29 protein-coding genes and 4 tRNA genes are annotated in these 25,259 nt (G+C 67.5%); 12 read left to right on the plus strand and 21 right to left on the minus strand.

Annotated features, from left to right (window positions below):
- The first annotated feature begins 55 nt into the window (after positions 1-55).
- The 3 genes from VMV28_01225 (at position 56) to VMV28_01235 (ending at position 2,234) form a co-directional block, all read left to right on the plus strand.
- Positions 56-151 (plus strand): VOC family protein, encoded by a 96-nt coding sequence (locus tag VMV28_01225; protein HUZ79234.1) that lies wholly within the window; start codon positions 56-58, stop codon positions 149-151.
- A 167-nt stretch (positions 152-318) separates the two neighbouring features.
- On the plus strand, positions 319-795 hold the full coding sequence (locus tag VMV28_01230; GenBank protein HUZ79235.1) for a chromate resistance protein ChrB domain-containing protein: 477 nt from the start codon (positions 319-321) through the stop codon (positions 793-795).
- A gap of 65 nt (positions 796-860) precedes the next feature.
- Positions 861-2,234 carry an MFS transporter gene (locus tag VMV28_01235; protein ID HUZ79236.1) on the plus strand — a complete coding sequence of 458 codons (1,374 nt, stop codon included), beginning with the start codon at positions 861-863 and terminating at the stop codon, positions 2,232-2,234.
- Positions 2,235-2,359: 125 nt separating this feature from the next.
- Here the strand turns inward: VMV28_01235 and VMV28_01240 are convergent, their stop codons facing one another.
- Entirely contained in the window at positions 2,360-3,316 is a 957-nt protein-coding gene (locus VMV28_01240) for a cation diffusion facilitator family transporter (GenBank protein HUZ79237.1), read from the minus strand.
- A 197-nt stretch (positions 3,317-3,513) separates the two neighbouring features.
- Here VMV28_01240 and VMV28_01245 point away from each other — a divergent pair, with 197 nt between their 5' ends.
- The gene (locus VMV28_01245) at positions 3,514-3,705 is read left to right on the plus strand and encodes a zinc ribbon domain-containing protein (GenBank protein HUZ79238.1); all 192 of its coding nucleotides are present in this window, start codon (positions 3,514-3,516) and stop codon (positions 3,703-3,705) included.
- A gap of 22 nt (positions 3,706-3,727) precedes the next feature.
- On the opposite strand, the gene VMV28_01250 is transcribed toward VMV28_01245, so the two are convergent.
- The 7 genes from VMV28_01250 to VMV28_01280 form a co-directional block, all read right to left on the minus strand.
- Positions 3,728-4,141 (minus strand): type II toxin-antitoxin system VapC family toxin, encoded by a 414-nt coding sequence (locus VMV28_01250; GenBank protein ID HUZ79239.1) that lies wholly within the window; start codon positions 4,139-4,141, stop codon positions 3,728-3,730.
- Positions 4,138-4,377, minus strand: coding sequence for a hypothetical protein (locus VMV28_01255; GenBank protein HUZ79240.1), 240 nt, complete (start codon positions 4,375-4,377; stop codon positions 4,138-4,140). The genes VMV28_01250 and VMV28_01255 overlap by 4 nt, the downstream gene beginning before the upstream one ends.
- Positions 4,378-4,581: 204 nt before the next feature.
- A tRNA-Ala gene (locus tag VMV28_01260) sits at positions 4,582-4,653 on the minus strand.
- Positions 4,654-4,722: 69 nt separating this feature from the next.
- A complete protein-coding gene (locus tag VMV28_01265) occupies positions 4,723-5,298 on the minus strand; it encodes an NADPH-dependent FMN reductase (GenBank protein ID HUZ79241.1) in 576 nt (191 codons plus the stop codon).
- 87 nt (positions 5,299-5,385) lie between these two features.
- Positions 5,386-5,949: an AAA-associated domain-containing protein gene (locus VMV28_01270; GenBank protein ID HUZ79242.1), complete on the minus strand. Its 564-nt coding sequence runs from the start codon at positions 5,947-5,949 to the stop codon at positions 5,386-5,388.
- 76 nt (positions 5,950-6,025) lie between these two features.
- Complete coding sequence (locus tag VMV28_01275; GenBank protein HUZ79243.1) at positions 6,026-6,865, minus strand: ABC transporter ATP-binding protein; 840 nt, start codon at positions 6,863-6,865, stop codon at positions 6,026-6,028.
- A 29-nt stretch (positions 6,866-6,894) separates the two neighbouring features.
- A complete protein-coding gene (locus tag VMV28_01280) occupies positions 6,895-8,670 on the minus strand; it encodes an ABC transporter permease subunit (GenBank protein HUZ79244.1) in 1,776 nt (591 codons plus the stop codon).
- A 147-nt stretch (positions 8,671-8,817) separates the two neighbouring features.
- On the opposite strand from VMV28_01280, the gene VMV28_01285 reads away from it, so the two are divergent.
- From VMV28_01285 to VMV28_01295, 3 genes are all read left to right on the plus strand, one after another.
- A tRNA-Gln gene (locus VMV28_01285) sits at positions 8,818-8,924 on the plus strand.
- A 27-nt stretch (positions 8,925-8,951) separates the two neighbouring features.
- A tRNA-Leu gene (locus VMV28_01290) sits at positions 8,952-9,102 on the plus strand.
- Positions 9,103-9,137: 35 nt separating this feature from the next.
- Entirely contained in the window at positions 9,138-10,061 is a 924-nt protein-coding gene (locus tag VMV28_01295; protein HUZ79245.1) for a metallophosphoesterase, read from the plus strand.
- Here VMV28_01295 and phoU read toward each other — a convergent pair.
- The 8 genes from phoU to VMV28_01335 all read right to left on the minus strand — a co-directional run bounded on the left by phoU (position 10,058) and on the right by VMV28_01335 (position 17,491).
- Complete coding sequence (gene phoU / locus VMV28_01300) at positions 10,058-10,789, minus strand: phosphate signaling complex protein PhoU (protein ID HUZ79246.1); 732 nt, start codon at positions 10,787-10,789, stop codon at positions 10,058-10,060. The two genes, VMV28_01295 and phoU, sit on opposite strands and share 4 nt — an antisense overlap.
- The gene (locus VMV28_01305) at positions 10,786-11,565 is read right to left on the minus strand and encodes a phosphate ABC transporter ATP-binding protein (protein ID HUZ79247.1); all 780 of its coding nucleotides are present in this window, start codon (positions 11,563-11,565) and stop codon (positions 10,786-10,788) included. The genes phoU and VMV28_01305 overlap by 4 nt, the downstream gene beginning before the upstream one ends.
- Positions 11,562-12,482, minus strand: a complete 921-nt coding sequence (locus VMV28_01310; GenBank protein HUZ79248.1) for an ABC transporter permease subunit — start codon at positions 12,480-12,482, stop codon at positions 11,562-11,564. Before VMV28_01310 ends, VMV28_01305 begins: the two co-directional genes overlap by 4 nt.
- The gene (gene pstC / locus VMV28_01315) at positions 12,483-13,505 is read right to left on the minus strand and encodes a phosphate ABC transporter permease subunit PstC (protein HUZ79249.1); all 1,023 of its coding nucleotides are present in this window, start codon (positions 13,503-13,505) and stop codon (positions 12,483-12,485) included.
- A gap of 13 nt (positions 13,506-13,518) precedes the next feature.
- A complete protein-coding gene (locus VMV28_01320) occupies positions 13,519-14,799 on the minus strand; it encodes a phosphate ABC transporter substrate-binding protein PstS (protein HUZ79250.1) in 1,281 nt (426 codons plus the stop codon).
- Positions 14,796-15,767 (minus strand): hypothetical protein, encoded by a 972-nt coding sequence (locus VMV28_01325; GenBank protein HUZ79251.1) that lies wholly within the window; start codon positions 15,765-15,767, stop codon positions 14,796-14,798. Before VMV28_01325 ends, VMV28_01320 begins: the two co-directional genes overlap by 4 nt.
- 217 nt (positions 15,768-15,984) lie before the next feature.
- A complete protein-coding gene (locus VMV28_01330; GenBank protein ID HUZ79252.1) occupies positions 15,985-16,557 on the minus strand; it encodes a DUF367 domain-containing protein in 573 nt (190 codons plus the stop codon).
- The gene (locus VMV28_01335) at positions 16,520-17,491 is read right to left on the minus strand and encodes a fructose-bisphosphate aldolase (GenBank protein ID HUZ79253.1); all 972 of its coding nucleotides are present in this window, start codon (positions 17,489-17,491) and stop codon (positions 16,520-16,522) included. Before VMV28_01335 ends, VMV28_01330 begins: the two co-directional genes overlap by 38 nt.
- Positions 17,492-17,649: 158 nt before the next feature.
- Between VMV28_01335 and VMV28_01340 the strand changes: the two genes are divergently transcribed.
- A complete protein-coding gene (locus VMV28_01340) occupies positions 17,650-18,534 on the plus strand; it encodes a cation diffusion facilitator family transporter (GenBank protein HUZ79254.1) in 885 nt (294 codons plus the stop codon).
- Here the strand turns inward: VMV28_01340 and VMV28_01345 are convergent.
- Genes VMV28_01345 through VMV28_01360 form a run of 4 tightly spaced genes read right to left on the minus strand, consistent with a single transcriptional unit; the run spans position 18,515 to position 22,761 of the window.
- Positions 18,515-19,762 carry an MFS transporter gene (locus tag VMV28_01345; protein HUZ79255.1) on the minus strand — a complete coding sequence of 416 codons (1,248 nt, stop codon included), beginning with the start codon at positions 19,760-19,762 and terminating at the stop codon, positions 18,515-18,517. The genes VMV28_01340 and VMV28_01345 overlap by 20 nt on opposite strands.
- Before the next feature lie 4 nt (positions 19,763-19,766).
- A complete protein-coding gene (locus VMV28_01350) occupies positions 19,767-20,156 on the minus strand; it encodes a VOC family protein (GenBank protein HUZ79256.1) in 390 nt (129 codons plus the stop codon).
- Positions 20,157-20,204: 48 nt separating this feature from the next.
- The gene (locus VMV28_01355) at positions 20,205-21,944 is read right to left on the minus strand and encodes a glutamate--tRNA ligase (GenBank protein ID HUZ79257.1); all 1,740 of its coding nucleotides are present in this window, start codon (positions 21,942-21,944) and stop codon (positions 20,205-20,207) included.
- A gap of 13 nt (positions 21,945-21,957) precedes the next feature.
- Positions 21,958-22,761, minus strand: a complete 804-nt coding sequence (locus VMV28_01360; protein ID HUZ79258.1) for a hypothetical protein — start codon at positions 22,759-22,761, stop codon at positions 21,958-21,960.
- Positions 22,762-22,817: 56 nt separating this feature from the next.
- Between VMV28_01360 and VMV28_01365 the strand changes: the two genes are divergently transcribed.
- The 4 genes from VMV28_01365 to VMV28_01380 all read left to right on the plus strand — a co-directional run bounded on the left by VMV28_01365 (position 22,818) and on the right by VMV28_01380 (position 24,122).
- The gene (locus tag VMV28_01365) at positions 22,818-23,141 is read left to right on the plus strand and encodes a zinc ribbon domain-containing protein (protein ID HUZ79259.1); all 324 of its coding nucleotides are present in this window, start codon (positions 22,818-22,820) and stop codon (positions 23,139-23,141) included.
- Complete coding sequence (locus VMV28_01370; protein HUZ79260.1) at positions 23,123-23,596, plus strand: hypothetical protein; 474 nt, start codon at positions 23,123-23,125, stop codon at positions 23,594-23,596. The genes VMV28_01365 and VMV28_01370 overlap by 19 nt, the downstream gene beginning before the upstream one ends.
- Before the next feature lie 27 nt (positions 23,597-23,623).
- Positions 23,624-23,706 (plus strand) — tRNA-Leu (locus tag VMV28_01375).
- 149 nt (positions 23,707-23,855) lie between these two features.
- Positions 23,856-24,122 (plus strand): hypothetical protein, encoded by a 267-nt coding sequence (locus VMV28_01380; protein ID HUZ79261.1) that lies wholly within the window; start codon positions 23,856-23,858, stop codon positions 24,120-24,122.
- On the opposite strand, the gene amrS is transcribed toward VMV28_01380, so the two are convergent.
- Complete coding sequence (gene amrS / locus VMV28_01385; protein HUZ79262.1) at positions 24,119-25,177, minus strand: AmmeMemoRadiSam system radical SAM enzyme; 1,059 nt, start codon at positions 25,175-25,177, stop codon at positions 24,119-24,121. The genes VMV28_01380 and amrS overlap by 4 nt on opposite strands.
- Positions 25,178-25,259: the final 82 nt, after the last annotated feature.

The following is a 25,259-nucleotide window of genomic DNA, read 5'->3' on the forward strand; positions in this document are numbered from 1 at the left end:
TCCCACCGGGATCGGCATATCGGCCGGGGCTCCTGCCTCGGTTCGTGGATCCCCGGTGCGGCTCATCTGCTCCGGCATTCGGGTGCGGGACGTCACCCGGTCGATGCGATTCTACGAATCGATCGGGTTCCGGGTCGTCAAGCGAGGATGATTCGCGCACGGCGGCAAGTACGTCCACCTCGTCGTTCCGGGCTCTACCCACCGCATCGAGCTCAACTACAACCCCCGAGGCTCAAGATTCGCCGATCTCCATGGGAGCTGGGGTTCGGTTTCGCGCCCTTATCCGCCCGTTCGCTATCCGTTTCGTCGAGGACGTTCATGAAGTGGGTGACCCGAGAGAAGGCCCGAGTCGATCGAATCGCATGCCCGTGGCTGATCCGAAAGTTCATCGATCCTCGAGCGGAGTTCCTCTACGTTCCGAAGGAGAAGGTCGCGGAAGTGGCCGCGAGGGAAGGCGCCACCCCGTTCGACGTGCCGGGGGTGGAACTTCACCACTACGAGGAGGGCGGAAAGGAGTACGTGAGCTTCGATGCGATCATCCGGAAGTACAAGCTGACGGACCCGGCACTGCTCGAGCTCGCCAAGATCGTTCGGGTGGCCGATGGGGGATTCGGGCAGGAACCCGAGGCGGCCGGGCTCGAAGCCGCTGCCACGGGGTTCCGTATGCTCGCGCACGACGACCTGGAGAACCAACGGCTCCAGTTCCCACTGTACGACGCTCTCTACACCTACTGTCAGTGGAAGGTCGACCACGGCGGGACGCTCGAGCATACGGGTGCCCCCTCGACCCCGTGATGCGGGCGGGGACCTCCCTCGCGCCGTTCCCGGGGGACCTATTGTGAGCCGTCGGGAGTAAGTCGATGCCGTCAGAAGCACCCGAGGAACTGGACTCGCCCGCTTCCCGGCGGGACCAGCTCCTTCTGATGGGAGCCCGGACCGCGCGGGGGTTTGGTGCGGGAGCCCTTTCGATCGTCATCGCCCTCGACCTCGCCGGCGCGGGGTACTCCTCCTTTGCGATCGGGCTCCTGCTCGGTCTCGCCTTAGGCGGCGCGGCCGGCTGGGCTCTCCTGGTTCCGCGCCTCGAGCTGCGTTGGCCGCGTCGTCGGGTGTTCGCGCTGTCGGCCGCCGCCCTCGCCGCCGGCGGAGTGCTCCTGTGGATCGACATCGGAAACCCCGTCATCGTGCTCGCGGCCTTCCTGCTCGGCGGGATCGTCGCCGGCGGGGCCGACGTGAGCCCGCTCGGAGCGCTGGAGCAAGCCTCCCTCGCGGGTACCACCGGACATCGGCAGAGGACGCAGACCTTCGCCACGTACAATCTCCTGGGCTACGTCGGGGTCGCCTTGGGCGCGCTCGCCGCGGGCCCGCTCTACGGCGTGAACACCTCGGTGTTCCCAGGACTTCCTTCGGGCCCTCACGACGCGACGTTCCTGTTCTATGGTCTGCTCGGGCTCATCCTCGTGCCCGCCTACCAGGCCCTCTCGAGCGATGTCGATCGCGAGGCGGCGGCCGGTCGACCCTCCCCGCTTTCCCCGTCCAGTCGCTCGACCGTCTACTCGCTCTCGGCGCTGTTCGCAGTCGATGCGTTCGGTGGGGGGCTCATCGTGAACAGCCTCGTCGTCTTCTACTTCTCGACCCGGTTCCACCCGTCGGTCGACGCTCTCGGGTTCGTCTTCTTCGCGAGCAGCCTGGCCGCCGGGGCGTCGCTGATCCTCGCGGTCCCCCTCGCCCGACGCATCGGGCTCGTCAACACGATCGTGTTCAGCCACATTCCTTCGAACATCTTCCTGATCGCGGTCGTCTTCGCTCCGACGTTCCTCGTCGCATCGATCCTCTGGATCGCTCGAGCCACCCTCTCCCAGATGGATGTCCCCACGCGCCAGTCCTACGTCCAGGCCGTGGTGCCGAGGGAGGACCGCGCCGCCGCGGCGGGCTACACGACCGCGGCCCGCGGCTGTCAAGCGCTCGGTGCTCCGGTCACCGGAGCGTTTCTCGCGGCCGGTGGGCCATGGCTCAGCGCTCCCTTCGCACTCGCGGGATCTGTGAAGATCGGGTACGACCTCGCGTTCTACTCTCGATTTCGGCATCATCGGCCCCCCGAGGAGGGCTCCCCTCCGCCGGGGGACCGATCGCGAGCGCCCACCGGGAACCCACCGGCGGAGGAGCCGGGAATGCCACGCCGCCCGCAGCGGGCGTCGGGCGCGGGGAATGCGAACCCGAGCGGGACCGGAACCTAGGGGCATCGCTGGGCCTGCGCGGAGATCGCGATTCCGCGGAGGGTTCGACGAGCTATTCCCCCCATCGGTCCGGCCCGCGCTGGGGTGCCCGGTTTCGAGCCTTGCCCGGCGGACCCAGAGAGGCGCTACCCGACGGCGGTGCGCGAGGCGCCGTTCGAACGGGGCAGGGCATCCTCGGGAACGGAAGGCTCGGTCTCGAGTTCGAACACGGAGTGGACGATTCCGAACGCACGCTCCATTCGCTCCCGGAGCTCGGCCGTGACCTCAGAAGCTTCGTGCATGGGCATGTTCTCGACCCGGACGTGCGCGGTCATGCACACGAGGGTCGGACAGACCGCCCAGATGTGAACGTCATGCACTCCGCGAACGCGAGGCGTGGCGAGGATCGATTCGGTAACGACCGGGAGGGAGACCCCCCGCGGCACGCGCTCGGTGAGGACCGCCCAACCTCCCTGGAAGATCGGGATCGACTCGTAGATCAGGATCGCCGCAACGACAAGCGTGACCGCACCGTCGATCCATACGGTCCCCGGGGAGAGCACGAGGATCGCCGCGTCCGCGATCAGGGCCGCGGTGATCGCGATATCGGTGCCGAGGTGGACGAGCACGCTGCGGACGTTGAGGTCCCGGGCCGCGCGGGGGATCCGCCCGAGGTAGACCGCGGAGGCCGAACGCAGTGCGAGGGTGGGCACGGCCGCGAAGAGGATCCAGACCGGGTCGATCGGGCCGAGCAGGGACGTCCGATTGACGAGTTCCAGGATCGCAGGGTACGCGAAGAGGACCCCCGCCGCCAGGATGATGAACGCGTTCAAAATCGCAGCGAAGACTTCGAGGCGGTGCGATCCGAACGTATGGGCGTCCGTCCGCCCCCGAGCGGTCCCGGCAAGGGCGAGATACGAGATCGTGAACGCGAAGATGTCCGGGAGGTCGTGCACCGCATCGACGGTCACCGCGAGGCTCCGGCTCAACACGGCGCCGATCGCTTCGAACCCTAGGACGACGATCGCGAGGACGAGCGCGACCAAGAGGCCCCGCAGGATCCGCTGCGAGGCTTCCGACTCCCCGTGGGCGTGCTCGGTCACGGCCCGACAACGTTCGGCAGGACGCTTAAGCGAATCGTCTACGCGGAATCGCGGCGGGTCAAATCGAGGTTAGGGATCGACATAGGGGTGGCCGGTGACGAGTCTAGGACCGACGCGGTCGACTTGGACCGGTAGCGCCCGGTTCGAGTCGGGTACTCGGGAAGGAGAGACTACATCCACGGGTCCGTGAGGGTACCTTGGGGTGCCACTCTTGCGGCCACACCGATAGGGGGAACCGGAACGGGGAGGTGTTCTGTTGCCGAGGATGTGGCTTCACCGGCAACGCGGACGTCAACGCCGCGAAGAACCTCCTGATACGGTTTAGGGGCCGAGAGCCCACCCCCGCCCGAGCCTACGGTCCGGGCTTCCAACCGGGAGGTGGGGCCTAAATGTCTACGCCGAAAGGAACGGTCACTCAGACCCTGGGAGCAACTCGAATCCGGCCTGCCGGAAGTCGGAGTCGAATCCAAACGCGAGCCGGATCCCGAGCGCCTGCATGGTCACAAAGCTCAGACAGTCGGTCAGACTCCAGCGCTTATCGGGGCGACTGAGAAGAGTGTCCCAGGCGGTCCAGAATCGATCGGGAGTCGTCCAGACGACTTGGACGCTCTCGCTCGCGGTCAGGATTCCGCGGAACTCTCGGACGAGGTGGCCCGGACCGCGTTGCCGCAGGTAGGTCACGGCCTCGTCCAGCACATAGTCGGTAGTTACGAGGCGGCCGTGGACGCCACGGGCAAGCTCCCCCTGGAACGCACGTGCCCGCCGATGGAATCCGTCCCGTTGGTCCAGCAACGCGATCCACGCGCCGGAATCGATGAATATCATCGCTTCCGGTGGTAGAGCAGCTTGTCGTGGTCGCGGGACCCCCAGGTTGTCTTTCCACTCACCCGAATCAGCGGGAAGGAGTGGAACACCGGATCCTGAGGGTTCACCCGGTCGGGCAGAAGGTGGGCACGGAGTGCTTCGCGCGCGACCTCCTTCATGGTCTTTCCCTCGGCTGCGGCCCGATGTCGCAGGAGCTGGTACTCCTCCTCACCCACCGCGGTCTGCACGAGTTTCATGGTTCATGTTACATGTAACATGGTCTATATGACCTGGAGGACCCGTCATTCGATGCGGGTACACGGCGCAGATTCACCCCGCTCTCGCGGTGGGTCGTCGAACCTGCGCCGACCTCCTCCGGCTCACGGCGACATCAGCGCGAAGGGGTAATGCGATCCCAAGCAGGCTCGCCTCGGAACACAGTGTCCCGACGACCGTACGAATGGACACGGGGGGATTTGAACCCCCGACCTCTGCTTTGCGAAAGCAGCGATCTTCCGCTGATCTACGTGCCCGCAGTCGCGGAGGAGGACGTGGGCCCCTTAAGAATTGCCCGTGCGCGTGGACCTTCCTACAATCCCGCGCTACTTCGGCGCCGACGGCTCGCCCCGGAGGAGGCGCGTCCATGCGACGAAGGCGACCAAGAGCGCCCGCACGTGCTCCCGCGCATCCGAGTCCGTCAGATTCCCCTGCGCATCGAACTTCTTGGAGTTGAACGTCACCTGCACCTCGGGCTGGGAGAGCGGATGCATGTTCAGCGTGACGAACGACTGGCGCAAGTGCAGCTGGGCCCGGCCCGTGCCCATCATGCCCACCGAGGCCCCGATCATCGCCACGGGTTTGTCCGGCCAAACGTTGTCGGTCGGGGGCCGCGATGCCCAATCGATCGCGTTCTTGAGGACGCCGGCAACACTGTAATTGTACTCGGGCACCGCGAAGAGGATGGCGTCCGCCGCGCGGACTTTCGACTTGAACGATCGCACCGCATCGACCGGGGCAAGCTCCTCGTCCTGGTTGTACGGTGGGATCCCATGCAAGGTGACGATCTCGAGCTCGGTGTCCGGCGGCAGGACTCCGGCTGCCGCTCGCAATAGCCCGGTGTTCGTGGAATGCGTACGCAGGCTACCGGAGATCCCTAGGATGTGCACGGTGCTCGGCATCGCGTCGTCCTCGGGAGCAGGAGAGACCCGCGGGTTTTAACCCCGGCCCCTGCCACGAGATCCGGCGCAGAGACGGGCGCTGTCGATTCAACATACCGCGAGCGCGGCGGACGTGGCTCGCGGCGGCGACCGGTCGGTCCCGTCGCTCGCCGTGGACGGGCCCGACCCGGGACCCGCCGGGCGGCTCGACGAGGTAGGGGGAGCGCGGGGGGGAGCCGTGCGGCGGATCGCGACCACCAGATGATCGTCGGCATCGTACCGGAAGAGTTCCGCGTACCGTCCCCAATTGACGATGTTCTGGACGACCTCATCGGACGGGGCCGTCGTGAACTCGACGAGGCGCAGGAGCTCGGAATCGGTGAGCCGGTGCCCCGGTGCGCTCTCAAGGGCGCGCATGAGCGTTCGGAACAGAGTGGTGCGGCGCAACTGGTCCCGCACGACGGCCTTGCGTTCCCGGATCGTCCCGGCGAGGAAGCGGCGTCCGGTATCCGTCAGCGTCGAGCGGCCGTCGTTCACCTGGACGAAGTCGAGCGCCTCGGCGAAGTCGAGCGACGGAAGGATCTCGTCGATCTCCAGGTCGAGGTCGTCGGCGAGGCGAGCGACGTCCTCGTCCCCCTTGTGGGAATCCAGCAGTACCAACAGGCCCGTCATTTCGCTCGGGGAACATTTGGGATAGGTTGTCGGCACGGTCGCTCTCTACAGACTGGTGTGTCTACGGAAAATTGGTCTATAAGGATTCGTGCTCGGGCGCTCCGGTACTCGGTGCGCTCGGCAGGGCTGTCCCCTTCGCCGCAGGTCCGTTCGGGGCGCTGGGTCCTTCCGTGATGAGGGAGTAGACCCGGTCCGTCAGCTCGTAGAACGCCTCCGACTTGCGGTCCCGGGGCCGCGGCAACTCGACCCGGACGTCCGCGAGAACGTGCGCCGGTCGGTGCGACAGGACGAGGACCCGATCGGCGAGGAGGATCGCCTCCTCGATGTTATGGGTGACCAGCAGCACGGCGTCCGGGGGCAGCTGCGGGTCCCTCCACAGCTGCAGAACCTCCTCTCGGAGCCCCTCGGCGGTGAGCGGGTCGAGGGCGCTGAACGGTTCATCCATCAACAGGACGGCCGGCTCGACCGCGAGCGCCCGCGCGAGCCCGACCCGCTGGCGCATGCCGCCGGAGAGCTCGCGCGGGTAGGCCTCCTCGAACCCCACGAGCCCGGTCACGGAGATGTACCGCTCGACCGACGCGGCCGTGCGGGCGCGATCCCAGCCGAGCGCCTCCAGCCCGAAGGCCACGTTCTGCTGGACGGTGAGCCACGGATAGAGCGCGAAGTTCTGGAAGACCATCGCCATGCCCGGGATGACGCCCTGGACGGGGCGATCCCGAAAGCGGATCTCCCCGGCGGTCGTGCGATCCAGCCCCTGGACCAGGCGCAGGAGCGTCGACTTTCCGCACCCGGACGGCCCGACGATCGCCAGGAAGTCCGAATCCGCGACGTCGAAGGAGATGTCCTGCATGATCATCATGGTCCCGTGGCGGCCGGGATAGCTCTTGTCCACGTGCTGGACCTGGATCAGCACCATCGGTCCGCTCCCTTCCCTTGCGCGCGTCCTCAGTCGTACCGGTACCGGTCGATCGACTTTCGGTACAGCGGTTTCCATATGAGTTCGTTGATGGCGATCACGGTCGCGACCAGGACGAGCAGGGCCGCGGTCATGAGCGGCAGCCCGAGCCCGTTCGGCTCGGCATAGCCTAGATCGATCTGCTGACCGATCCCGAAGACCTGGAACAAGTGGCCCGGTCCGCCCTGCAGGTACTCCGCGACGATGAGCGTGTTCCAACCGCCTCCGAATGCGGTGATCGAGCCGGTCACGAGGGCGGTGAGCGTTCCGGGCAGGACGACGCGTCGGAACATCTTGCGTCGATCGAGACCGAAGGAGCGCGCCGCTTCCTCCAGGTCCGGTGGGACCGAGCGGATCCCCGCGAGCAGATTGAAGAACAGATACCAGATCATCCCGGTCATCAGCATCAGGAGCGCCGCTCCCTCCGGAGTGATGTACGGGACGAGCTGGAAGATGATCACCGGAAAGAGCGCGGTGGCGGGGAAGGAGGCGATGATCTCGACCATCGGCAACCCTCCCCGTGCCGCGCGGGGACTCCGCGCGAGATACGCGGCCAGCGGGAGCGCGATCGCCAGGCACAGGAGGTAGGCCGTCACCACCCGAAGGGTGGAGGCGCCCATCGCCAGCGGAAGGAGCACGATCTGGCCGCGGACGCTCGGCGCGATCGTGCCGGAGAAGACGTCATACACCGCGACCCCGAGCGCGATCAGCATGAGCCATACGATCACGAGGAGCGTTCCGAGCGCCACATAGTGTACGGCGGTCCGGACGAACGGCTTGCGCGCCCGTTCCCGCGTCGCGCGAGAGGTGAACGCCGCCAGCTGGACGAACGGGGAGCTCATCCGTGTAACCCCCGAGCGGACCCCCCGGGTGACGTAGGCCGCGGCCCGCCGGAACCGTCGCGGTCCCTCCGTCGTGCGCTCGGCGATCGATTGGCCCGCCGATGTTTGGTCGTATCGGAACCGTTCGGCCCATCGTCCGAGCGGGCGCCAGACCCCAATGTCCAGGAGCACGATGAGGACGATCAGCGGGAGGAGGCCGGCGAGGAACGCGCCCGCTCCCCCACCCGAAGCGGCGATCGACAGATAGCTGCCGATCCCCGGAAGCGGGCTCGTGCCGCTCGTCGTAAAGATCTCGGCCTCCACGAGGAAGAACCAGCCGGCCGTCCAGGACAGGACGGAGTTGTACACGAGACGGTTCACGGTCGCGGGCAGGACGACCCGGCGCAGGCGTTGGAAGCCTCGGGCGCCGAAGGAATCGGCGGCCTCTCGGAGCTCGTTCGGCAGGGTCTTCAACGATTCGTACACGCCGAAGACCATGTTCCAGGCCATGGAGGTGAAGATCAGGAAGATCGACGCGAGGTTCTCGCCGACCGGGCTACCGGGGGTGAGCGCGACGAAGAAGACGATCGCCACGGGAAAGAACCCGAGGATCGGCACGGACTGCAGGATGTCGAGGACCGGGATCATCACGCGTTCCCCGGTCCGATGGGTCGAGGCGTAGTAGCCGTAGGCGAGCGCGAAGCCCAGCGACAGGCAGTAGGCGATGAGCATCCTCGTGAACGAGAAGCTCAGATCGGCCGTCGCGGTCGGGAGGTTCGATAGGAAGCCCGAACCGTTCAACCCGAAGGAATAGACCGCGAGCGGGATCGAGATGACCGCGATCGCCCCATAGACGACCGCGGCCCGGCGCACGGTGGGATCGTTACGCGTCGATGTGCCGAGGGGCGGGAGGCCGCCCGGCCCGGAAGTCTCGGGTTGCTGCATGAGGTCTCCCGGGCATGGCCCGAAGTCGGAGGCTCCTCGGCGTATTTGTGCGGTTTGGTCGAACCGGGGTCCGAGGCCCGAGCCGCCGCGCGCCCGCGAACTCCGCGAACGGCAATCTTATCAACGCGGCCCCACTCGCATATCCGTAGCCCCGTAGTGTAGTGGCCAATCATGCGGGACTCTGGATCCTGCGACGCAGGTTCGAACGCCGAGTGGGTCCGCGAATCCACGCGCCGGAAATCCTGCCGGGGCTACTCCGAATCCTCACGATATCCATGGTTGCGGGGGTGCTCCAGTTCGGCCAATCCGTTCGGGACCATCTCGAACGGGGCTCGCGAGGCAGGGCTTAGGACCCTGTTGCCTAGGGCATTCGCCGGTTCAAAGGGAGGCCCGACGCACGGCGCCGGTCTCCGGAACTTCCGGCCCCCCGCATCCGACCCCACGCGGCCACCGTCTCGGTGAGCCCGATGGAGAGGATCGTCGGCCCCGCCGAGATCCTTTGCCTCTCCGCCGAACACGCGGACCGTCTGTTCGATCACCTGGAGGACGCCGTGCCCACCCGGCCGACGCTGTTCGATCTGTCGTCCCTCCGAGGGGACGAAGCGATCGTCTTCGGGGACTCCCATGGGGATTGGCGCACGGTCGAACGGGTCGTCGACCGGTACGAGGACCCGGCACGGCGACGGCTCCTGATTGGGCTCGGTGATTACCTCGATCGCACGATGGAGGATTGCGGAGCGGGCTCCGTCGCGAGCGCGCTCTACCTGCTCCAGCTCGCGGCGCGGGACCCGGATCGGGTCGTGCTCATCCAGGGAAACCACGAGACCGTACGAACGATCCCATTTAGCCCGGAATCCGTCCGGGGGGAGATCCGCGGACTCTGGGGAGACGATCCCCGACGCTACGAACGGCTGATCGACCTCATGGGACGCGGTCCCCTCGCGGCGTTCCATCCGGCGGGACCGTACCTGGCTCACGCCGGCATTCCCACGGTGGTCGCCGGGAACGACTGGAAGGCCGACTTCGATCGGGTGGACGAGCGATTCGTCGCCGAGATCACGTGGACCGATTGCGCGGCCTCCCGCAATCGACGAGGAGGCGTGGACCCGCTCGACGAAGCGCGTCTGACCGCGTTCCTCGCGCGCGCGGGTCTGACCTTCATGTTGCGCGGCCACGACCCGGATCTCACCGGTCGCCCCGTGTTCCACGAGCGTTGCCTCACCCTCCACACGACCCGCGTGTACGAACGCTTCGGCGGCGTGATCTACGCGCGGATGCCCCTCGATCGACCCCGGATCACGCTCGCGGACGTCCGCGTGGAGCACGTCGAGACCGAGGGAAGGCGCTACCCGGCGCCGGGGCTCGCTCCCGAACGCGGGCCGGCCCGCTAGGGAGCTCCCCGGCTATCGCTGCCGACACTCGGCGGCGCGCGCTTGGGCAGGTACTCTCCCCGACGCTGGCCCGTGACCGCGTAGATCGTCTTCTCTGCGATCTTGCACGCGTGGTCCGCGATCCGCTCGAAGTGTCTCGCTACGAGGAGCTCGTTCGCGATGCGCTGCGTGACGGACGGGTCCGTACGCAGTTCCTGGATGACGATGCGATAGACCGAACGGTTCATCTCGTCGACCTGATCGTCCAGATCGAAGATCGAGCGGGCGAGGTCCCCACGGTCGTTGGCCAGGGCGTCGAGCGCCTTCGCGACCATGCCCTCCGCCAGCCCATCCATCGATCGAAGCAGCTCTCGCAGCTCGTCCTTGTCGTAGGCGCCCTCCGGCGAGGTGAGCCACGCGATGTCGAAGCCGTACCTACCGATCCGGTCGAGGTACGTGATCACCTTGAGGACCGCGGTGGCCTCCCGGAGATCCGGCCCCATCGGCTGGGTCTTCACGATGAAGGCGACCGCCTCCCGCTCGACGTCCTGGTCGAACCGGTCGAGGCGGGCATCGCGGTCGATGACCGATTGCGCGAGGGGCAGGTCGCCGCGCTCGAACGCGAGCCACCCATCGTGGACCATCCCGAGCGCCCACTGCCCCATCTCGATGGCGTGTCCTTTCATCTGCTTCACTTCCACGTCGTGGCCGCGGGGCTCCGCCGCCGGACGGCTTCCGTTCTCGTTCATCCGAACCTTCCTGTGATGTACTCTTCCGTGAGCTTCTCTTTGGGTCGCTCGAACAGTTCCTCCGTGGGTCCGACCTCGATCAGCCGTCCTTGGTAGAAGTACGCCGTTCGATCGGACGCCCGCGCGGCCTGGGCGACGTTGTGCGTCACCAGGATGATCGTGATCTCGTGGCTCAGTTCCTCGAGGGTCGCCTCGACCCGCTGGGTGGAGGCTGGGTCCAGGCTCGACGTCGCCTCGTCCAGGAGCAGCACGCGCGGCCGCACCGCGAGCGCGCGCGCGATGCACAGGCGCTGCTGTTGGCCTCCCGAGAGGGAGAGCGCCGGCTTGTCGAGGCGGTTCTTGACCTCCTCCCACAGGCCGCTGCGTTCGAGCGAGCGTTGGACCTCTTCCTCCACGACGTCCGCCGGCTCGTGCTCGAGCCGCAGGCCGAAGGCGACGTTCTCGAAGACGCTCATCGGGAAGACGGTCGGTCGCTGGAACACCATCCCGATCCGGCGGCGCACCAGGACGGGGTTGATACCCCTCGCGTAGATGTTCTGCCCGAGGTAGAACACCTCCCCACTGACGCTGAGCCCGGGCGACGTTTCGGTCATCCGGTTGAGGGTGCGCACGAAGGTCGTCTTCCCGCAGCCGGACGGTCCGATGATCGCGGTCAGGGACCGGGGCGGGAAGTCGATGGTGATGTCGGTGAGGATGGCGTGCTGCCGCGCCCGCACTCCAAGCCCCCGAGTGGCGAGGACGGTCCCATCGTTGGAAATGGGAGGTGGAGCGCTCATACGAACAGCCCCGCGAGTCTCGTCTGGTAGCGCCATGCGACGATCCGGACGATGATGTTGATGACGATCACGATCATCAGGAGGAGGAACGCGGCCTGGAAGGCGAGGGTGACATCGGCCGGGAGCGGGCTCGTGTACTCCGCGTAGATGACGTAGGTGAGGTAGGACGCGTAGGAGAACGGTCCTGTCGGCGCGAGGGCGCTCGGCTGGACGGTGACGATCACGGTCGCGGTCTCCCCGATGCCGAGCCCGAGGGCGAGGAAGATGCCGTTGAGGATCTGGGGCGTGACGATGGGCCGGGCCACGCGCAGGATGTAGTCGATCGGGCGTGCCCCCGCGCCGAGCGCGGCCTCTCGGATGGTGCGCGGCACGGAGGAAAAGGCAAGGTCCGCCGCGCGGAAGACGTAGGGCGTCATGAAGAACGCCGTCGTGACCGCACCGGCGATGAGGACGAGGCCCCAGCCGAAGTAGAGCACGAACACGACGAACCCCATCATCCCGATGATGATCGCCGGCATCCCGGCGAGCGTGTTGGCGGTCATGCGGACCCACGCGGCCGAGCGCTCGGAGAGGAATTCGGCGGTCGCGATGCCCCCGAAGAGGCCCAGCGTCACCGCCAGCGCGAGCGCGATGACCATGATCCACACGGTGCCCGCGATGGCCGGGAAGAGGCCGAGCGGCTGGGTCGGACCCCCCGTCGTCAAGGTCGCCCAGGTCATCGTCGGAAGGGCCTCTGCGCCGAGCCAGTAAACCATGTCGAGGATCGGGACGATGGCCACGATGAACAGGAGCGGCAACAGGTAGCCGATGTACCGGTCGAAGCCCAGGTTCCATCGGGCGAAACGGCGGCGGGCCTGGGCGAGGTCGGCGAGGCCGACGGGCGCCATCTTCGTCTCCATGCTCGTGGCTACGGCCATCTAGACCACCGTCTCGTGCACGCCCAGCTGCATGACGAACCGCCGAGCGATGATGTTCACCGTGAGCGTGATGGCGGTCAGCAGGATCCCGACCTCGGCGAGCGCGGCGAACTCCTGGGGATTGACGAAGCTCGAGTCCAGGTTCTCGATGATCAGGGCGGAGAGCGTGTTCGTGGTGGAGTAGACGTTCGTCGGGAAGTTCGTGGCCCCTCCGATCAGGAAGGAGACCGCGACCGCCTCCCCGATGGCGCGAGAGAATCCGAGGAGGGCGGCACTCGATATCCCACGGGAACCGTAGCGCAGCGAGACCCGTCGGGTGACCTCCCAGCGGGTCGCCCCGAGGGCGAGCCCGCTCTCCCAGAGCTCTCGCGGCACCGCCCGAAGGGTGTCCCGGATCAGGAGCGTGGAGATGGGGAGGATCATGAGCGTCAGGATGAACACCGTAATGGGGATCCCGAGCCCCGTCGGACTCACCGGTCCCGCGAACCCGGGGAGGAACCCGAGGTTCGCCGCCATCCAGGGCGTCAGGCTCTGCTGGAAGTACGGTCGCAAGATGATGAACGCCCAGAGACCGAACACGATGCTCGGGATGCCCGCGAGGAGATCGACGAACGGGTCGAGGAACCGGGTGGCGATGCGGGGAAGGTAGACCACGGAGGCGATGGCCACGCCGAGGGCGATGAGCATGGCCAACAGGAGGGCCGGGAGCGAGGTGACGAGGGAGCCCACGATGAACGTGGAGACTCCGTAGCTCGATCCCGCGACCCCGGGCGGTTGAACGAGCCAGCTCGAACCGAGGAAATCGAGGACGCTGAAGGGAACCCCGCGGGTCGTCCCGACCATCGCGACCAGGACGATCACGATGATCGCGAGCGGGACGAGCGCCGGGAGCAACTCGAGAATGTGGAGAAGGGCGGAGCCCCCTCCCCCGCCTCCCGACCAACGGCCGGCTGGGGGGCTGGGGGAGGGAGAGGAAGGGGTTTCCGCGTCCGTAGCCGGACGCGGGTCGATCGGTTCGCTCACTCCGGTCTACGCCTCAGCTGCTCACCTGGACCGTTTGCAGCGTCTGGTAGGTCAACGCCACCACGTTGGAGGTCAGTGGTAGGAACCCGAGCGGCGACAGATACACCGGCTGGTTTCCTACCCCGAGCGCCCAGTACAGGAACTGGACCACGTAGTACTGGTGGGACGGGCCCTGCGCGGAACCGGTCGCTTTGATCAGCGTGTACTCCAGGTTCACATCCGGGTAGGGGCTCGGATAGGCCGCCGTCGGCGCCGTTCCGCCTCCGCCTGCGTGCAGGGTGGTCGGACCGTACGGGCTGCCACCCATGATCAGGCTCAGCGCAAGACCGTAGCTCGCGTAGTTCAGCCGGGTCAGGGCGAGGTTCGCGTCCTGGCTGACATTGGCCGAGCTCCAGAGGAGGTAGTTGTTCGGGTTGACTCCGCCAGCCGCCGTGTTGGCGTTGGAGTTGCCGAGCGCCGCGGCGACGAGTCCCTTCGCGATCGAAGCGGCCCGGTAGCTGTTCCCGATGTACGTGATCGAGTTCGGGGTACCGGCGGCCAGCGTGACCAGACCGGCGTTCCCGTTCGCGTACTGGATCTTCGAGTTCAGCGTCCCGCTGAGCTTGGCCGTGCTGTAACCGTGCGTTGCCCAGCCCGCCCACGCCATGTACATGTACGACGTGATCAGGAAGGTATCGCCGCTACCGTCCGACCGGGCGAGCGGCACGATCGCCGCATTCGGCAGTGCGACGCCGGGGTTCGCCGCCTGGATCATCGGGTCGTTCCAGTTGGTGATGTTCCCGTTGTAGATCATCCCGAGCACCGTCCCGTTGATGTTCAGGTGCGCGGTGACTCCGGGCAGATTGTAGAAGACCAGCTGCGAGGAGATCGCCACGGGGATGTTCACGAGGTTCGTCGCGCTCGCATTGGACAGGTACGCATCGGATGCTCCGATGTCGACCAGGCCCGCTTCCGCGTACGACTGCCCGGTGCCGCTCCCCGTACTCGCCGTGCTCAACGCGATCGGTGTGCCGGCGAGCTTCGTGTAGTTGGGGGCCCAGTAGCTGGCCATCAGCGGATAGAGCAGGCTCGACCCCGTCTCCGTGATCGTGACCGCGTTCTTGTTGTTCGACGAGCTGGGAGCGGTGTAGTACCCTACCGCCCAACCCGCGACCACCGCGATGATCGCCACGACGATCACCACGCCGACTCCCGCCGCGGTCATCATCGGACCGCGCCGTCCACCGCCGCTTCGGCGGCTGAGATTCTCCGAGGGGCCGATCCCCCCACTGTTCGTTCCGCTTGGGCTGCTCATCGCCGTTCGTGGCCTCCTACGCTCATCATGGCTCGTGAGGTGAGACGAGCGCCCGAGGGGCTCGCCGAGGTGGGAGAGACCTGCGCGTGATCGAGGGCGACCTCCGCGAGGTCCTGGCCGTAGGCGACGGTCCGCTCCAGGGAGTGGAGCATCCAGCTGAGCGGGACGATCGCCGCGGGGGAGTGAGCCTCTACCGGGTCACGGACCGGGATCAGACGGTCGACCAGGGTCCGAGCCGTCTCTCGAAGCGCGCCGCCGAAGTCGATCTGGACGTTCGCCTGGTCCGCTCGCTGGGTGGAGAGGATCCCGAGCACCGATCGAACGTAGTCGACGGCGCGGCCCTGGAAGTCGGAGAGGAGCGCGAGCTGGGTCTCGGACGGACGGGTCGCTCGCCAGCGTGCGCCGTTGACCCCGATCAGGACGGCGTGGTCGGCGATCCGTTCGAGGGCGCGCGCGGCCTCGAGCCAACCGAGCACGTCCAGCCCGGGGTCGTCTCCAAGAGCGCCGACCCGGCACGACCGCTCTACCGCTCGGTGGACCTCCCAGGCCGCCCGATCGATCGGGTCGTCGAGCGATTCCCAGTCGGCCTCCGAGAGGCTCGAGGGACGGGCGTCCCCGGAGCGCTCGAGCAGCGCGAGCGCACGCTCGCCGAGCCGCTCGGTGAGGGCGGGAAGATCGGCCGGGGAGGGGTCCCCGAGGTTCCACAGGACGAGCCGGCCCCTCCGCTCCTCGCAGGCAGGGTATCCCCCCACGCGGGCGACGAAGGCCGCAACGACGGCCCGCGCCGAGCCGCGGATCCCCCCGCGTTGGAGGACCACGATCTCGTCGACCCCTGAGAGATACGCTCCGACGAGCTCTCGGAAGAAGTGTTCGGGAAGGACGTCCTCATCGAGCTCGATCGACCTCGATGTGAACACGACCGGAGCCATCGAGACGGGCTCCTCCTCTATCGGCGAATCTGGCGGCATGGCGGGGCCCTTCGGTGCCGTACTCCGTCGCACACCGCCCCCCGTCTTCGACTCCTGTGTCATCGGATGGACGACTCCACCGGGTGGTATATAGTAATTCGACTTACTCTACACTTTACTCCATATAACTATATTCCTTAGTGAGCCGACCATAGAGACGCGCACCAAGCTTTTGAACCTGTTTTCCCGCAGGCCGATGACCCCGGAACCCAGGCCTCTACGTCGAGAAGACCGCCCGCTCGGCGGCCCGCATCTCGGCGGGGTCCGGACGGCCCCGGTAGGCGTCCAGGCGAGCCCGATTCACCTCGAAGAAGCTCCGACCGCCCGCGAACCCGTCCAGCAGCTGGCGGGCGGCGGCCTCGTACCCCAGGACGAACAGCGCGGCGGCGAGCGCCTCCGCCGTGTTCAGCTCTCCGATCCGGCCGAAGTGCTGGGGATTGGTGGCCATGAGGAATGGGAGCCGTCGGTGGCCCGAGCGCTTGGAGCCCAGAGCCGGGGCCGCCAGATAGGCACCGCGCTCCCCGAGGACGTTCCAGGAACAGTCGACTCCTAGGACGCCCCCTCGGAGGGCCGTCGCTCGGTCGCGAAGGCTCAACGGGTCGGGGGCGAAGGGATCGAGGATGATCGGATGGGGTCGGAGGGCCCGTTGGGCCGGCGCCGGGAGGGCCAGGGCGTGCTGGAGGAGGCGACGCCCGGTGCAGGCGCGCGGGTGATCGTCCCCGACCACGAGCAGCCAGAGCGTGGGGATCCCGTTAGCGGACGGGTTGGGCGTACTCTCGGAAGATCGCATGCAACTCGCGGGTCATCGATAGCGCGTCCGCCTTCGGGCGCTGCCAGAGGTTCCGGCCGAAGATGATCCCCGTCGCCCCGGCGTCCATGGAATCGCGGACCTTGTGGAGGAGCTCGGCGTCCGAAACCTTCTCCCCACCCGAGACGAGGACCAACGCCCGTCCGGCGCTGTGGACGACCTTGCGGAAGGCGTCCTCGGCCGAGACGTTCAGCGTGTTGTACGGCGGGGGACTCGCCTTGTCCTTCTCGGATCGGACCGGGAAGTTCACCTTGACGATGTCCGCCCCGAGCTCGAGGGCCGTCCGAGCGGCGTAGTCGATCGCGTAGAGACTCTCCTTTCCACCCTTCTGGGCGACCGCGTCGCCCCGAGGGTAGGCCCAGACGATGATCGGCATGCCGAACCGGTCGGCGTCGGCCCGGACCTGGTGGAACTGAAGGAAGTCCCGGTCCTGGGCCGACGAGCCGACATAGACGGTGTAGCCCACCGCGTCCGCTCCGAGCCGAACAGCGTCCTCGACCGTCCCCGTCAGCGGGCTGAACGGCTCGGAATCGGGAGGAATGTTGGTCTTCCCGTTGAGCTTGAGGATCAGCGGGATGTCGCCGGCGTACTCGGCGAAGTGGCGCTGCGCGAGGCCGATATGCAGCGCGATGGCGCTGAACTTCCCCTCGGTCGCGAGCTGGAACTGGTACTCCGGGTCCTCGGCGGCCGGGTTCGAGAAGAAGTCGGCGGGACCGTGCTCGAGCCCTTGGTCGATGGGGAGGACCAGCATCGTCCCTCCGCCGGGGCCGTAGGTGTAGAGCATACGCTTGAGCCGGGCCCGCTTCCCCGGGGAGAGGCTCAGCCGAGAGAACGGGAACCGCGGGGTGCGCTCTCGTGTTCCCGATCCCGTCACCAGGCGCGCTCCGTCGGAGGCACGGCCCTGCGAACTCGACATGCAAACCCCCTCGGTACCGAGCACGGGACACCGCGATTTAACGGTTGGTCTCCCGCCGTCCGCGCATCCCGGACCTCTCGGGAGGACGCGGGCGCACCCTCATAATCGGCCGCGCTGTACGTCGGTCACCGGTCCGTCGGAGAACCCACCGGCCCAGGATGCGACCGCAGGTCATCATCGTCGGAACGATCGTGCTGAACGCGATCCTGTTCGGGGCGAACCTGTACGTAGCGGTCCCCAGTGGGAGCAAAGCCGTCCTTTCCCAGGCGATTTACTCGGTCACGGACCTGGTCGGAGCGCTGCTCCTGTTGTGGGGAACCTACGCATCCCATCGGCGGCCCACGCACGAACACCCGTTCGGGTTCGGCAAGGAGCGATTCTTCTGGGCGTTCGTCGCCTCCCTCGTGACCTTCAGCGTCGCGGGGCTGCTCGTGCTGCTCACGGGCATCCAACAGATCGCCTCCCCCGGCCCGATCACCGAACTCAACTCGGCCCTGGTGGTCGTGGGGCTATCGATCATCGGCAGCTTGGGTGGGATCTACATCACGCTCCGGGAGCTCCGCGTGTCCCGGGAGACCGTCGCGACGCTGATGGAATCCTCCCATCTCGGGCTGAAGGCGATCTTCTACCAGGACCTCGTCAGCATCGGAGGCAGCATCGTCGCGTTCAGCGGGATCCTCGTGGTCGCCTGGTTCCACACGAACGTCGCGGACGGCATCGCCGCGGCGATCGTCGGCGGGATGCTCATCGCGACCGGATTCATCCTCACCGCGGAGAGCCGAGAGCTCCTCATCGGAAAGTCGATCCCGCCCCGGGTCGCGCGCGAGATCCTCGCCTTCATCGAGCGAGACGCTTCCGTGCAGAAGGTCCGCGGCCTCCAATCGATGATGCTGGGCCCGGACGACGTCCTGATCGCGCTCAGGATCAACTTCCCGGACGGCATGACCACCGACCAGATCGAGGCGGCGATCGACCGCGTTTCCCTCGGCCTGCGGCAGGCCTATCCTCAGCTCCGGCACATTGTCATCGAGCCGGAGTCGTGATCGGGAGCTCGCCCGATCGTACCCGCCGCCACTGAAGTACGGTCAACGCGACGAGCGTGGCCGAGATCCCGCCGAAGAACAGATCGAGACCCGGAGTGCCGAGCGCGTCGTACAGTGTGGTGGAGACGGCCAGGCCGAGCACCATCCCGAGGGAGATCGTCAGCGAATAGATCGCCATCGTCGTAGCCCGGGTAAGCGACGCGCTCAGATCGGTCAGCGCCGCCAGGGCCGCCGGACCGTAGGCCAAAGCCGCGATCACCCCGATCCCGGCCGCGGCGAGCAGGACCGGGAGCGGCCCGTACGCGGCGATCAGCCCGGCCGCGAACAGGACGACCACGAAACCCGTGGTTCCAATCCCGAGCAGTCGGATCCGGCCGAAACGGTCGGACCATCTCCCGTAGACCGGTTGGGTGAACACGAGCAGGATGCCCCCGACGCCGATCAACATGGCAAGATAGATCGGCGGGAACCCCTTCGCCTCCGAGCTCGACCCGAGGAACGCGAGGGCCGTTCCGATCAGCATGTAGATCGTGAGCCAAGGCGCGGTCACCCACCAGACCTCCGGCCGTCGGAGGGCCTGCGCAAGGAGGCGGGGGACCCTCGGCCGGCCGCCGACCCACCTCGCTCGACCGCGAGCGGCGAGGAGGAGGAACAACACCCCCGCCGTTAGCACCGCAGCGCTGAGGAGGAACGTCGTCCCGAGCGCGGAGTTCGGGAGGACGGTGAGGGCCACCAACCCGACCGCAAACCCGAGCACCCAGCCGGACAGGTTCATCGCATCGAAGCGGCCCATCTCGAAACCCCGCTCCTCCGGGCCGGAGGCGTCGGCGACGAGCGCGAGGCTGGAAGCGAGGATCGCCCCGCTCGCCACCCCGAAGGATAGGTTGATCGCTCCGAGCGCGATCGCGGAGCGGGTCGTCGAGACGAGGGCAGTGAGGACCGCCGCGATCACCATCCCGGCGAGAAGCACCGGCCACCGTCCCCAGCGGTCGGCGGCCGCGCCGGAGAGGAGCACGGTCGAGAACTCTCCGATCGGGCTCATCGCGATGACGAGGCCCACCGTGCCCAGCGAGGCGCCACCGAGCCCCTGCGACTGGCCGAGGAGGTAGCTCGCGAAGATCGCGGTGGTGATGCCGAAGGCGAACCGGATGAAGAACGTGGCTCCGAAGACGGCGAACAGCGGGCGTGCTTCGGGCCGACCGAGGGCGGAGGGAGCCGCGTCGATCACGAGCTTACGACGGCGCTGCGGGGCGCTCGATCAGCTCGATCCACACATCGTTCGGATCGAGGATGAACGCGATCCGGCCGGATCCGCCTTGAAGGCGATACGGTTCCTTCGCGACCCGCACGCCCGCGGTACGGACCCGGGCGAGAAAGGTGTCGAGATCGGGGACCTGGAAGGCGAGGTGGTCGAGCTGCTCGCCGGGTTCGACCGTGTTCTTCCCTTCCCAGTACGTGAGCTCGACCCGCGCATCGGACAGCGGATCCCGGACGAAGGCGATCTCGGCGTGGTTCTCCGGGATCGGCCGTCGTCGCTCGAACTCGAGACCGAGGATCCCGGTGTAGAAGGCGAGGCTTTCGTCCATGTCACGCACGGTGATCGAGGTGTGGAGGAAGCGCATGGGTTCAGGACTCCGGAGACCGCGCGTTGCCTATCAAAGGTTCGCGAACTACCCGTGGGCGAAGACGACACGGACCGGGCGCGAGCCCGTGGACCAGTCGGCCTCGAACCGGACGAATCCGACCCGTTCGAACTGCACGATATCCCTCGGAGCTGCGTCCAGGAGCGCTCGCTCGCCCGTGCCAGTTCGGTGGGTCCCATCGATCTCGAGGATATCGACCGGGATCGCTCCCTCGGCACCGATCCATTGGAGCCGCGGGATCCGCTTGTTCTCGCGGCTCGTGAAACGGGCGGAGAGATGGGATGCATCGGGGGCTAGGCGATCCGGGAGTTGGACGTTGAGCAGGTCCTTGAGGCGGACCTCGAGCCCGAGCCGCGTCTCTAGGTCGATCCGCGCGAGGTAGAAGGAGGGCCCCGCGGGCACCGTCCGCGCTCCGAGCTCGGCGCGGTCGGGGTGGTTCGGGAGTTCCACGGTCCGAAGTTCGGCGGGGTAGTCGTCCACATCGACCCGGATCGGCTGGGCCACGAACGCCCGGCGCGGGGTCATCGGGTCGATCCGCTTGCGGTTCTCCGCGTAGAGGGTCTCGGCCGGCACCTCGATGTCGGAGAGCGACATGCCGAAGGAGAGGGTGAAACGCCGGCAGGCGTCCATCGATATCCCTCGGCGATCGAGCGAACGCAGCGACCAGGTACGCGGGTCGGCCCAGCCGTCGTAGAGGCCGCTCTTGACCTCGCGGTAGGATTTGCTCTTCGAGATCTTCGCCTCTCGCACCCGCAATAGGCCCCAGTGCAGGAAGGGAGGTCCCTGGATCTCGAGGAGCTTCCAGACGAACTGCTGCATGCGGTCCTCCATCACCAGATCCTTCCCGCGGAGCACGTGGGTGACCCCGAGCTCGACGTCGTCCGCCGCCCAGGAGAACTCGAGCATCGGCCACACCCGATACTTGTGGCCCACGCGCGGATGCCCCTGCTCGTTGATGCGGAACAGCACGCGGTCGCGGAACGCGGGATCGGGGTCGGCGATGTCCGTCCGCAGCCGCAGCACCGCCTCGCCCTGCGCGAACCCGCCCGAGAGCATCCGTTCCCACATCTCGAGGGTCTGCTCTACGGTCTGCAGGCGCTCCGCACAGGCCCGGCCCGCCTCGCGGTTCTCCCTCAGCGTCTCGGCCGGACAGACGCAGACGTACGCCCCGCCGCGCTCGATGACGCGGTGGGCCCACGGGTAGAACTTGTCGATGCGGTCCGATTTGTAGTACACCGCATCCGGATGGATCCCCGCAAGCTCGAGGTCTCCGAGGATCAGATCGAACGCCTCCGGGTCGACCCGCTTCTCCTCCGAACCGACCGTGTCGTCGAACACGAGCAAGAGGCGGCCGTCGTACTTCCGTCGGTAGTACTCGTTGACGAACAGCATCCGCGCGTTGCCGATGTGCAGGCTGCCGCTCGGGAACGGGGCCATCCGCAGCACGACCTTTCCCGGCACCGCTCCGATGAGATCGGGGAACGTGCCCTCCTCGGACGTGACGGGGCGCGGGGTGCTCGCCTCCGCCCCCCCGAGGGCCGCGAGCGCGGCGTCTCGAGCCTCGGGGGAGAGCGCTGCGATCTCCCGGATGGTGGCCTCGACGGCCGCCTGGACGGCGGGGGCGTCGTGCCGCAGGGCGGGGTCCGTGCCGAGGAGACGCGCGACGATCGGGCCGGCTCGCGGAAGCCCCCCGTGGGTGATGGCATTCTCGAGCGCTAGACGGCGAGCGCGCACGAGGATCTCGGGCGAGAGCGGCACGCTTGGCACGAGCTCTACGCCGTTAAAGCGGTTCGTGGACCGAGGAAGTGCGGTCGTGATCGCTCACGATCGCCGGCGCCGCACGGTCGCCGAGCGCGTCCGCGACCGCCTGCGTCAGCGTGAGCTCGCCGCAGAGCACGCGATGCGCGGCGGTCCGGGGGATGGTGACCCGCCCATCGCTGCCGATGCGGCTGAGCCGCTGAACGTCCGCGATCGCCCCTGCGGTCGGCCGCAGCGTCAGACGCCCTCGGATGGGTCGACCCGGTGTCTGTGCGATCCTTCGCGCCGCCACCATATCTCGCGGCCGCCGCGAGCCGCGCGGAGTGGTGCCCTGCTCGTCCACCAGTTCTACGGCCCGGGCCGACGCGAGGAGGTCGTTGACGAGGCGGTTGCGCGAGGGCGGGTCCCCACTCCCGACACGGAACAGGATCGAGCGGGAGGTGAAGCGGCGACGCAAGTGGTTCGCGAACTGTGCCCCCTCGCCCGGCGTCTCCAGCACGCCTTCCCCGATGCAGGTCCCACCGGACATAATCGCGTAGCCGGGTCGCGGGCCGGGATCGATCCCCACGATGAGGCCCCCGCGAACATCATGGGTCCGCAGGGCGTAAAGGACCGCAGCCCAGAGCGACGGGCGGTCGCCGTCTTCGGCCACCGCGAGGATGTGGGAGTGCGAAATCTCGGCGGCTTCCGCGGGCGTCGTCAGGACGACCGCGGCGCGCTCAGGGATGCGTTGCCCCGGGAGCAGGCTGATGGAAGGGAGACAGCGCTCGCGTAACGTACCCGCCATCTCCGCGTAGAGCGCGGGATCCCGGGTTACGAGCGCCACACACCGAGCCAACGAGCTCCCTGACGGTGATATACGGCATATACTTTGCCGAGGCGATGCCCGTCTGCCTGCATTGCGGGACGCTCGCCGACGAAGGCGCGCTGTTCTGCACGAAGTGCGGCTGGACCATGCCGCAGGAGGAACGTTTGGTGGGGGGAATGACCGGCCCACGCCTAGCCCCCCAGGTTCCACCGTCGTCCCCGCCCCCGGCCCCCCGGTTCGTTCCGATGCCGATGCCTTCCTCGCCGGTTCCCACGCTCCCTCCGGTGTGGGCCGCCGGACCGACCGCGACCACCTCTCCCGGCAAGCTGTGCATCCATTGCCAGACCCGGATCTCGCCGGCTGCGGTCTACTGTCCCGTATGCCAGAGCCCGCAGTGACCGTCCGTCGCGCCGGCCGCAGGGGACGCCGGACCGGCGCGATGGTGCGCATCGCCCAGGAGCGCGTGCGAGACCTCTTCGGCCTCGCCGAGCGCGAGGCCCTCACGGGACACCCGGAACTGAGCGATCGGTACGTCCATCTGGCCCGCCAGGTCGGGGCCCGGTACAACGTTCGCCTCCTCCCCGAGCAACGAGAGCTGTACTGCCGCGGTTGTTCGGCCTACTGGATCGAAGGTCGCACGGTGCGTACCCGGCTCCGATCCGGTCGACGAGTCCGTACCTGCCTGCGCTGCGGCCGGGAACGGCGGATCCGGATACGCGCCCCGCGGACCCCGACGTCTCGGGCGGCGGATGGCGCCCCTCCGGGAACGATGCGCGAGCAGGGGGCCGAGGTCGCCCTCCTCGACACGGCGGAAGAAAGCGAATCCCTGGAAGAGGAGTCGGAACAAGAATAAGCCCCGAGCGCTGGTCTCCCAGCAGCTGCCGGGGTAGCCGAGCGGCCAAAGGCGGCAGACTCAAGATCTGCTCTCGTAGGAGTACCCAGGTTCAAATCCTGGCCCCGGCATCGCTCCGAGCCGTCTTGGACGGCGGCGCGGAGATCGCCTTCCTCGGGGGTTCATCCGGATCGGCGGCGGCGCCGGTCTCAACGAGGTCGAATCGACTCGGATCCCGGCGAGCGCCGGGAGGGTCGGACGCTAGGGGAGCGCCGCGGAAATGATCTTCGCGCCCACGGTAACGAGCGGGTTCCTCCGCCGGGTGGCCGGAACTCCCCTCGCTCCGTACGGCACGGCGCTCGCCCCGCGCATCACCACCGGCTCCTTCGCCTATGCCGCGTTGCTCCTCCCCTCGGTCGCCCTGCGCGTCGCGTTCTCTCCGATCGCGGATGTGAGCCTCTTCCAAGGAATCCACCCGATCGTCGGCTCCCTGGCCGGTGCGGTGCTGTGCGCGTGGCTCCTGCGGTCGGATCCGGACGCTGCCTAAGTGACTACGGGCATGGCGAACGTCGGCACGTAATCGTCGGGCGGTCGGCCGACAATCGGGATCTGCTCCCCGCAGGCGCGGCACCGATTCTCCGCGTCGAGGTTCCAGCTCTTGATCATGAACCCGTACCGCTCCACGGCGATAGCGTGGCAGCGGGGGCAATAGGTGTGTTCGAGAGGGTGTCCCCAGAGGTTGCCGAGGTACACGTAGCGCAGCCCTTCCTCCACCGCGACGGCGTGCAACGCCTCCAATGTCGCCACGGGAGTGCTGGGGATGTCCATCATCTTGTAGTCGGGGTGGAAGCGCAACAGATGGAACGGCGTGTCGGGTCCGACCCGGTCACGGACCTCGCGGGCGAGCCGCCGCAGCGCTTCGGGAGAGTCGCCCACGCGGGGCACGATGAGGTTGGTCACCTCGACGTGGATCCCGTGACGCGCGAGGCCCTCCATCGTCTCCAGGATCGGTTCGTCGCCCTTCGCGGCGACGTACTTGCGCATGAATCCGGCCTCCCCACTGGCCTTGAAGTCGACGCTCACCGCGTCCAGGTGGGGCCCGATCGCACGTACGGCCTCGGGAGACATGTACCCGTTCGTGACGAAGTTCGCGAACAGGCCGGCCTGCCGAGCCTCGCGTACGATGTCGAGTGCGTACTCGATGAAGATCGTGGGCTCGTTGTACGTGAACGTGATCCCTCGGCAGTCGAAGCGCTCGGCGAGCTTGACCGCCTCACGCGGGGAGAGTCCGCGACCGACGATGTCGCGCTCCTGAGAGATCTCGGCGTTCTGGCAGTACTGGCAGCGCCAGTTGCAGCCGGCGGTTCCGATCCCCAGGACCCGAGTGCCGGGCCGGTAGTGCGATAGCGGCTTCTTCTCGATGGGATCGACCTGGATCGCCGCGGCCCGCCCGTACGAGAGGAGGACGAGGCGACCCGCCTCGTTCTTGCGGACGAAACAGAACCCGTGCGATCCTTCGGGAATCACGCAGTAGCGCGCGCACGCCGTGCAGCGGACCTTGCGGTCCGGCAGCGGTTCGAAGAGCGTGGCGAGATGAGCCATCGACCGGGGACCCCGTGATGATATCGCCCCGCGCGCCGATAACGGTACCCCGCTCCGGCCCCGTGCGACCAAGCTTTCAAGT

The sequence above is a fragment of the Thermoplasmata archaeon genome (genome assembly GCA_035532555.1).
Taxonomy (GTDB): Archaea; Thermoplasmatota; Thermoplasmata; order Lutacidiplasmatales; family UBA184; genus Lutacidiplasma.

Excerpts from the sequence above, each read along its gene's own strand:
- VMV28_01230 (HUZ79235.1), top strand. The coding sequence starts at position 319 with ATGAAGTGGGTGACCCGAGAGAAGGCCCGAGTCGATCGAATCGCATGC.
- VMV28_01235 (HUZ79236.1), top strand. The coding sequence starts at position 861 with ATGCCGTCAGAAGCACCCGAGGAACTGGACTCGCCCGCTTCCCGGCGG.
- VMV28_01250 (HUZ79239.1), bottom strand. The coding sequence starts at position 4,141 with ATGATATTCATCGATTCCGGCGCGTGGATCGCGTTGCTGGACCAACGG.
- VMV28_01255 (HUZ79240.1), bottom strand. The coding sequence starts at position 4,377 with ATGAAACTCGTGCAGACCGCGGTGGGTGAGGAGGAGTACCAGCTCCTG.
- VMV28_01265 (HUZ79241.1), bottom strand. The coding sequence starts at position 5,298 with ATGCCGAGCACCGTGCACATCCTAGGGATCTCCGGTAGCCTGCGTACG.
- VMV28_01270 (HUZ79242.1), bottom strand. The coding sequence starts at position 5,949 with ATGACGGGCCTGTTGGTACTGCTGGATTCCCACAAGGGGGACGAGGAC.
- VMV28_01275 (HUZ79243.1), bottom strand. The coding sequence starts at position 6,865 with ATGGTGCTGATCCAGGTCCAGCACGTGGACAAGAGCTATCCCGGCCGC.
- VMV28_01280 (HUZ79244.1), bottom strand. The coding sequence starts at position 8,670 with ATGCAGCAACCCGAGACTTCCGGGCCGGGCGGCCTCCCGCCCCTCGGC.
- VMV28_01295 (HUZ79245.1), top strand. The coding sequence starts at position 9,138 with ATGGAGAGGATCGTCGGCCCCGCCGAGATCCTTTGCCTCTCCGCCGAA.
- phoU (HUZ79246.1), bottom strand. The coding sequence starts at position 10,789 with ATGAACGAGAACGGAAGCCGTCCGGCGGCGGAGCCCCGCGGCCACGAC.
- VMV28_01305 (HUZ79247.1), bottom strand. The coding sequence starts at position 11,565 with ATGAGCGCTCCACCTCCCATTTCCAACGATGGGACCGTCCTCGCCACT.
- VMV28_01310 (HUZ79248.1), bottom strand. The coding sequence starts at position 12,482 with ATGGCCGTAGCCACGAGCATGGAGACGAAGATGGCGCCCGTCGGCCTC.
- VMV28_01320 (HUZ79250.1), bottom strand. The coding sequence starts at position 14,799 with ATGAGCAGCCCAAGCGGAACGAACAGTGGGGGGATCGGCCCCTCGGAG.
- VMV28_01325 (HUZ79251.1), bottom strand. The coding sequence starts at position 15,767 with ATGCCGCCAGATTCGCCGATAGAGGAGGAGCCCGTCTCGATGGCTCCG.
- VMV28_01330 (HUZ79252.1), bottom strand. The coding sequence starts at position 16,557 with ATGCGATCTTCCGAGAGTACGCCCAACCCGTCCGCTAACGGGATCCCC.
- VMV28_01335 (HUZ79253.1), bottom strand. The coding sequence starts at position 17,491 with ATGTCGAGTTCGCAGGGCCGTGCCTCCGACGGAGCGCGCCTGGTGACG.
- VMV28_01340 (HUZ79254.1), top strand. The coding sequence starts at position 17,650 with ATGCGACCGCAGGTCATCATCGTCGGAACGATCGTGCTGAACGCGATC.
- VMV28_01350 (HUZ79256.1), bottom strand. The coding sequence starts at position 20,156 with ATGCGCTTCCTCCACACCTCGATCACCGTGCGTGACATGGACGAAAGC.
- VMV28_01365 (HUZ79259.1), top strand. The coding sequence starts at position 22,818 with ATGCCCGTCTGCCTGCATTGCGGGACGCTCGCCGACGAAGGCGCGCTG.
- VMV28_01370 (HUZ79260.1), top strand. The coding sequence starts at position 23,123 with ATGCCAGAGCCCGCAGTGACCGTCCGTCGCGCCGGCCGCAGGGGACGC.
- VMV28_01380 (HUZ79261.1), top strand. The coding sequence starts at position 23,856 with ATGATCTTCGCGCCCACGGTAACGAGCGGGTTCCTCCGCCGGGTGGCC.
- amrS (HUZ79262.1), bottom strand. The coding sequence starts at position 25,177 with ATGGCTCATCTCGCCACGCTCTTCGAACCGCTGCCGGACCGCAAGGTC.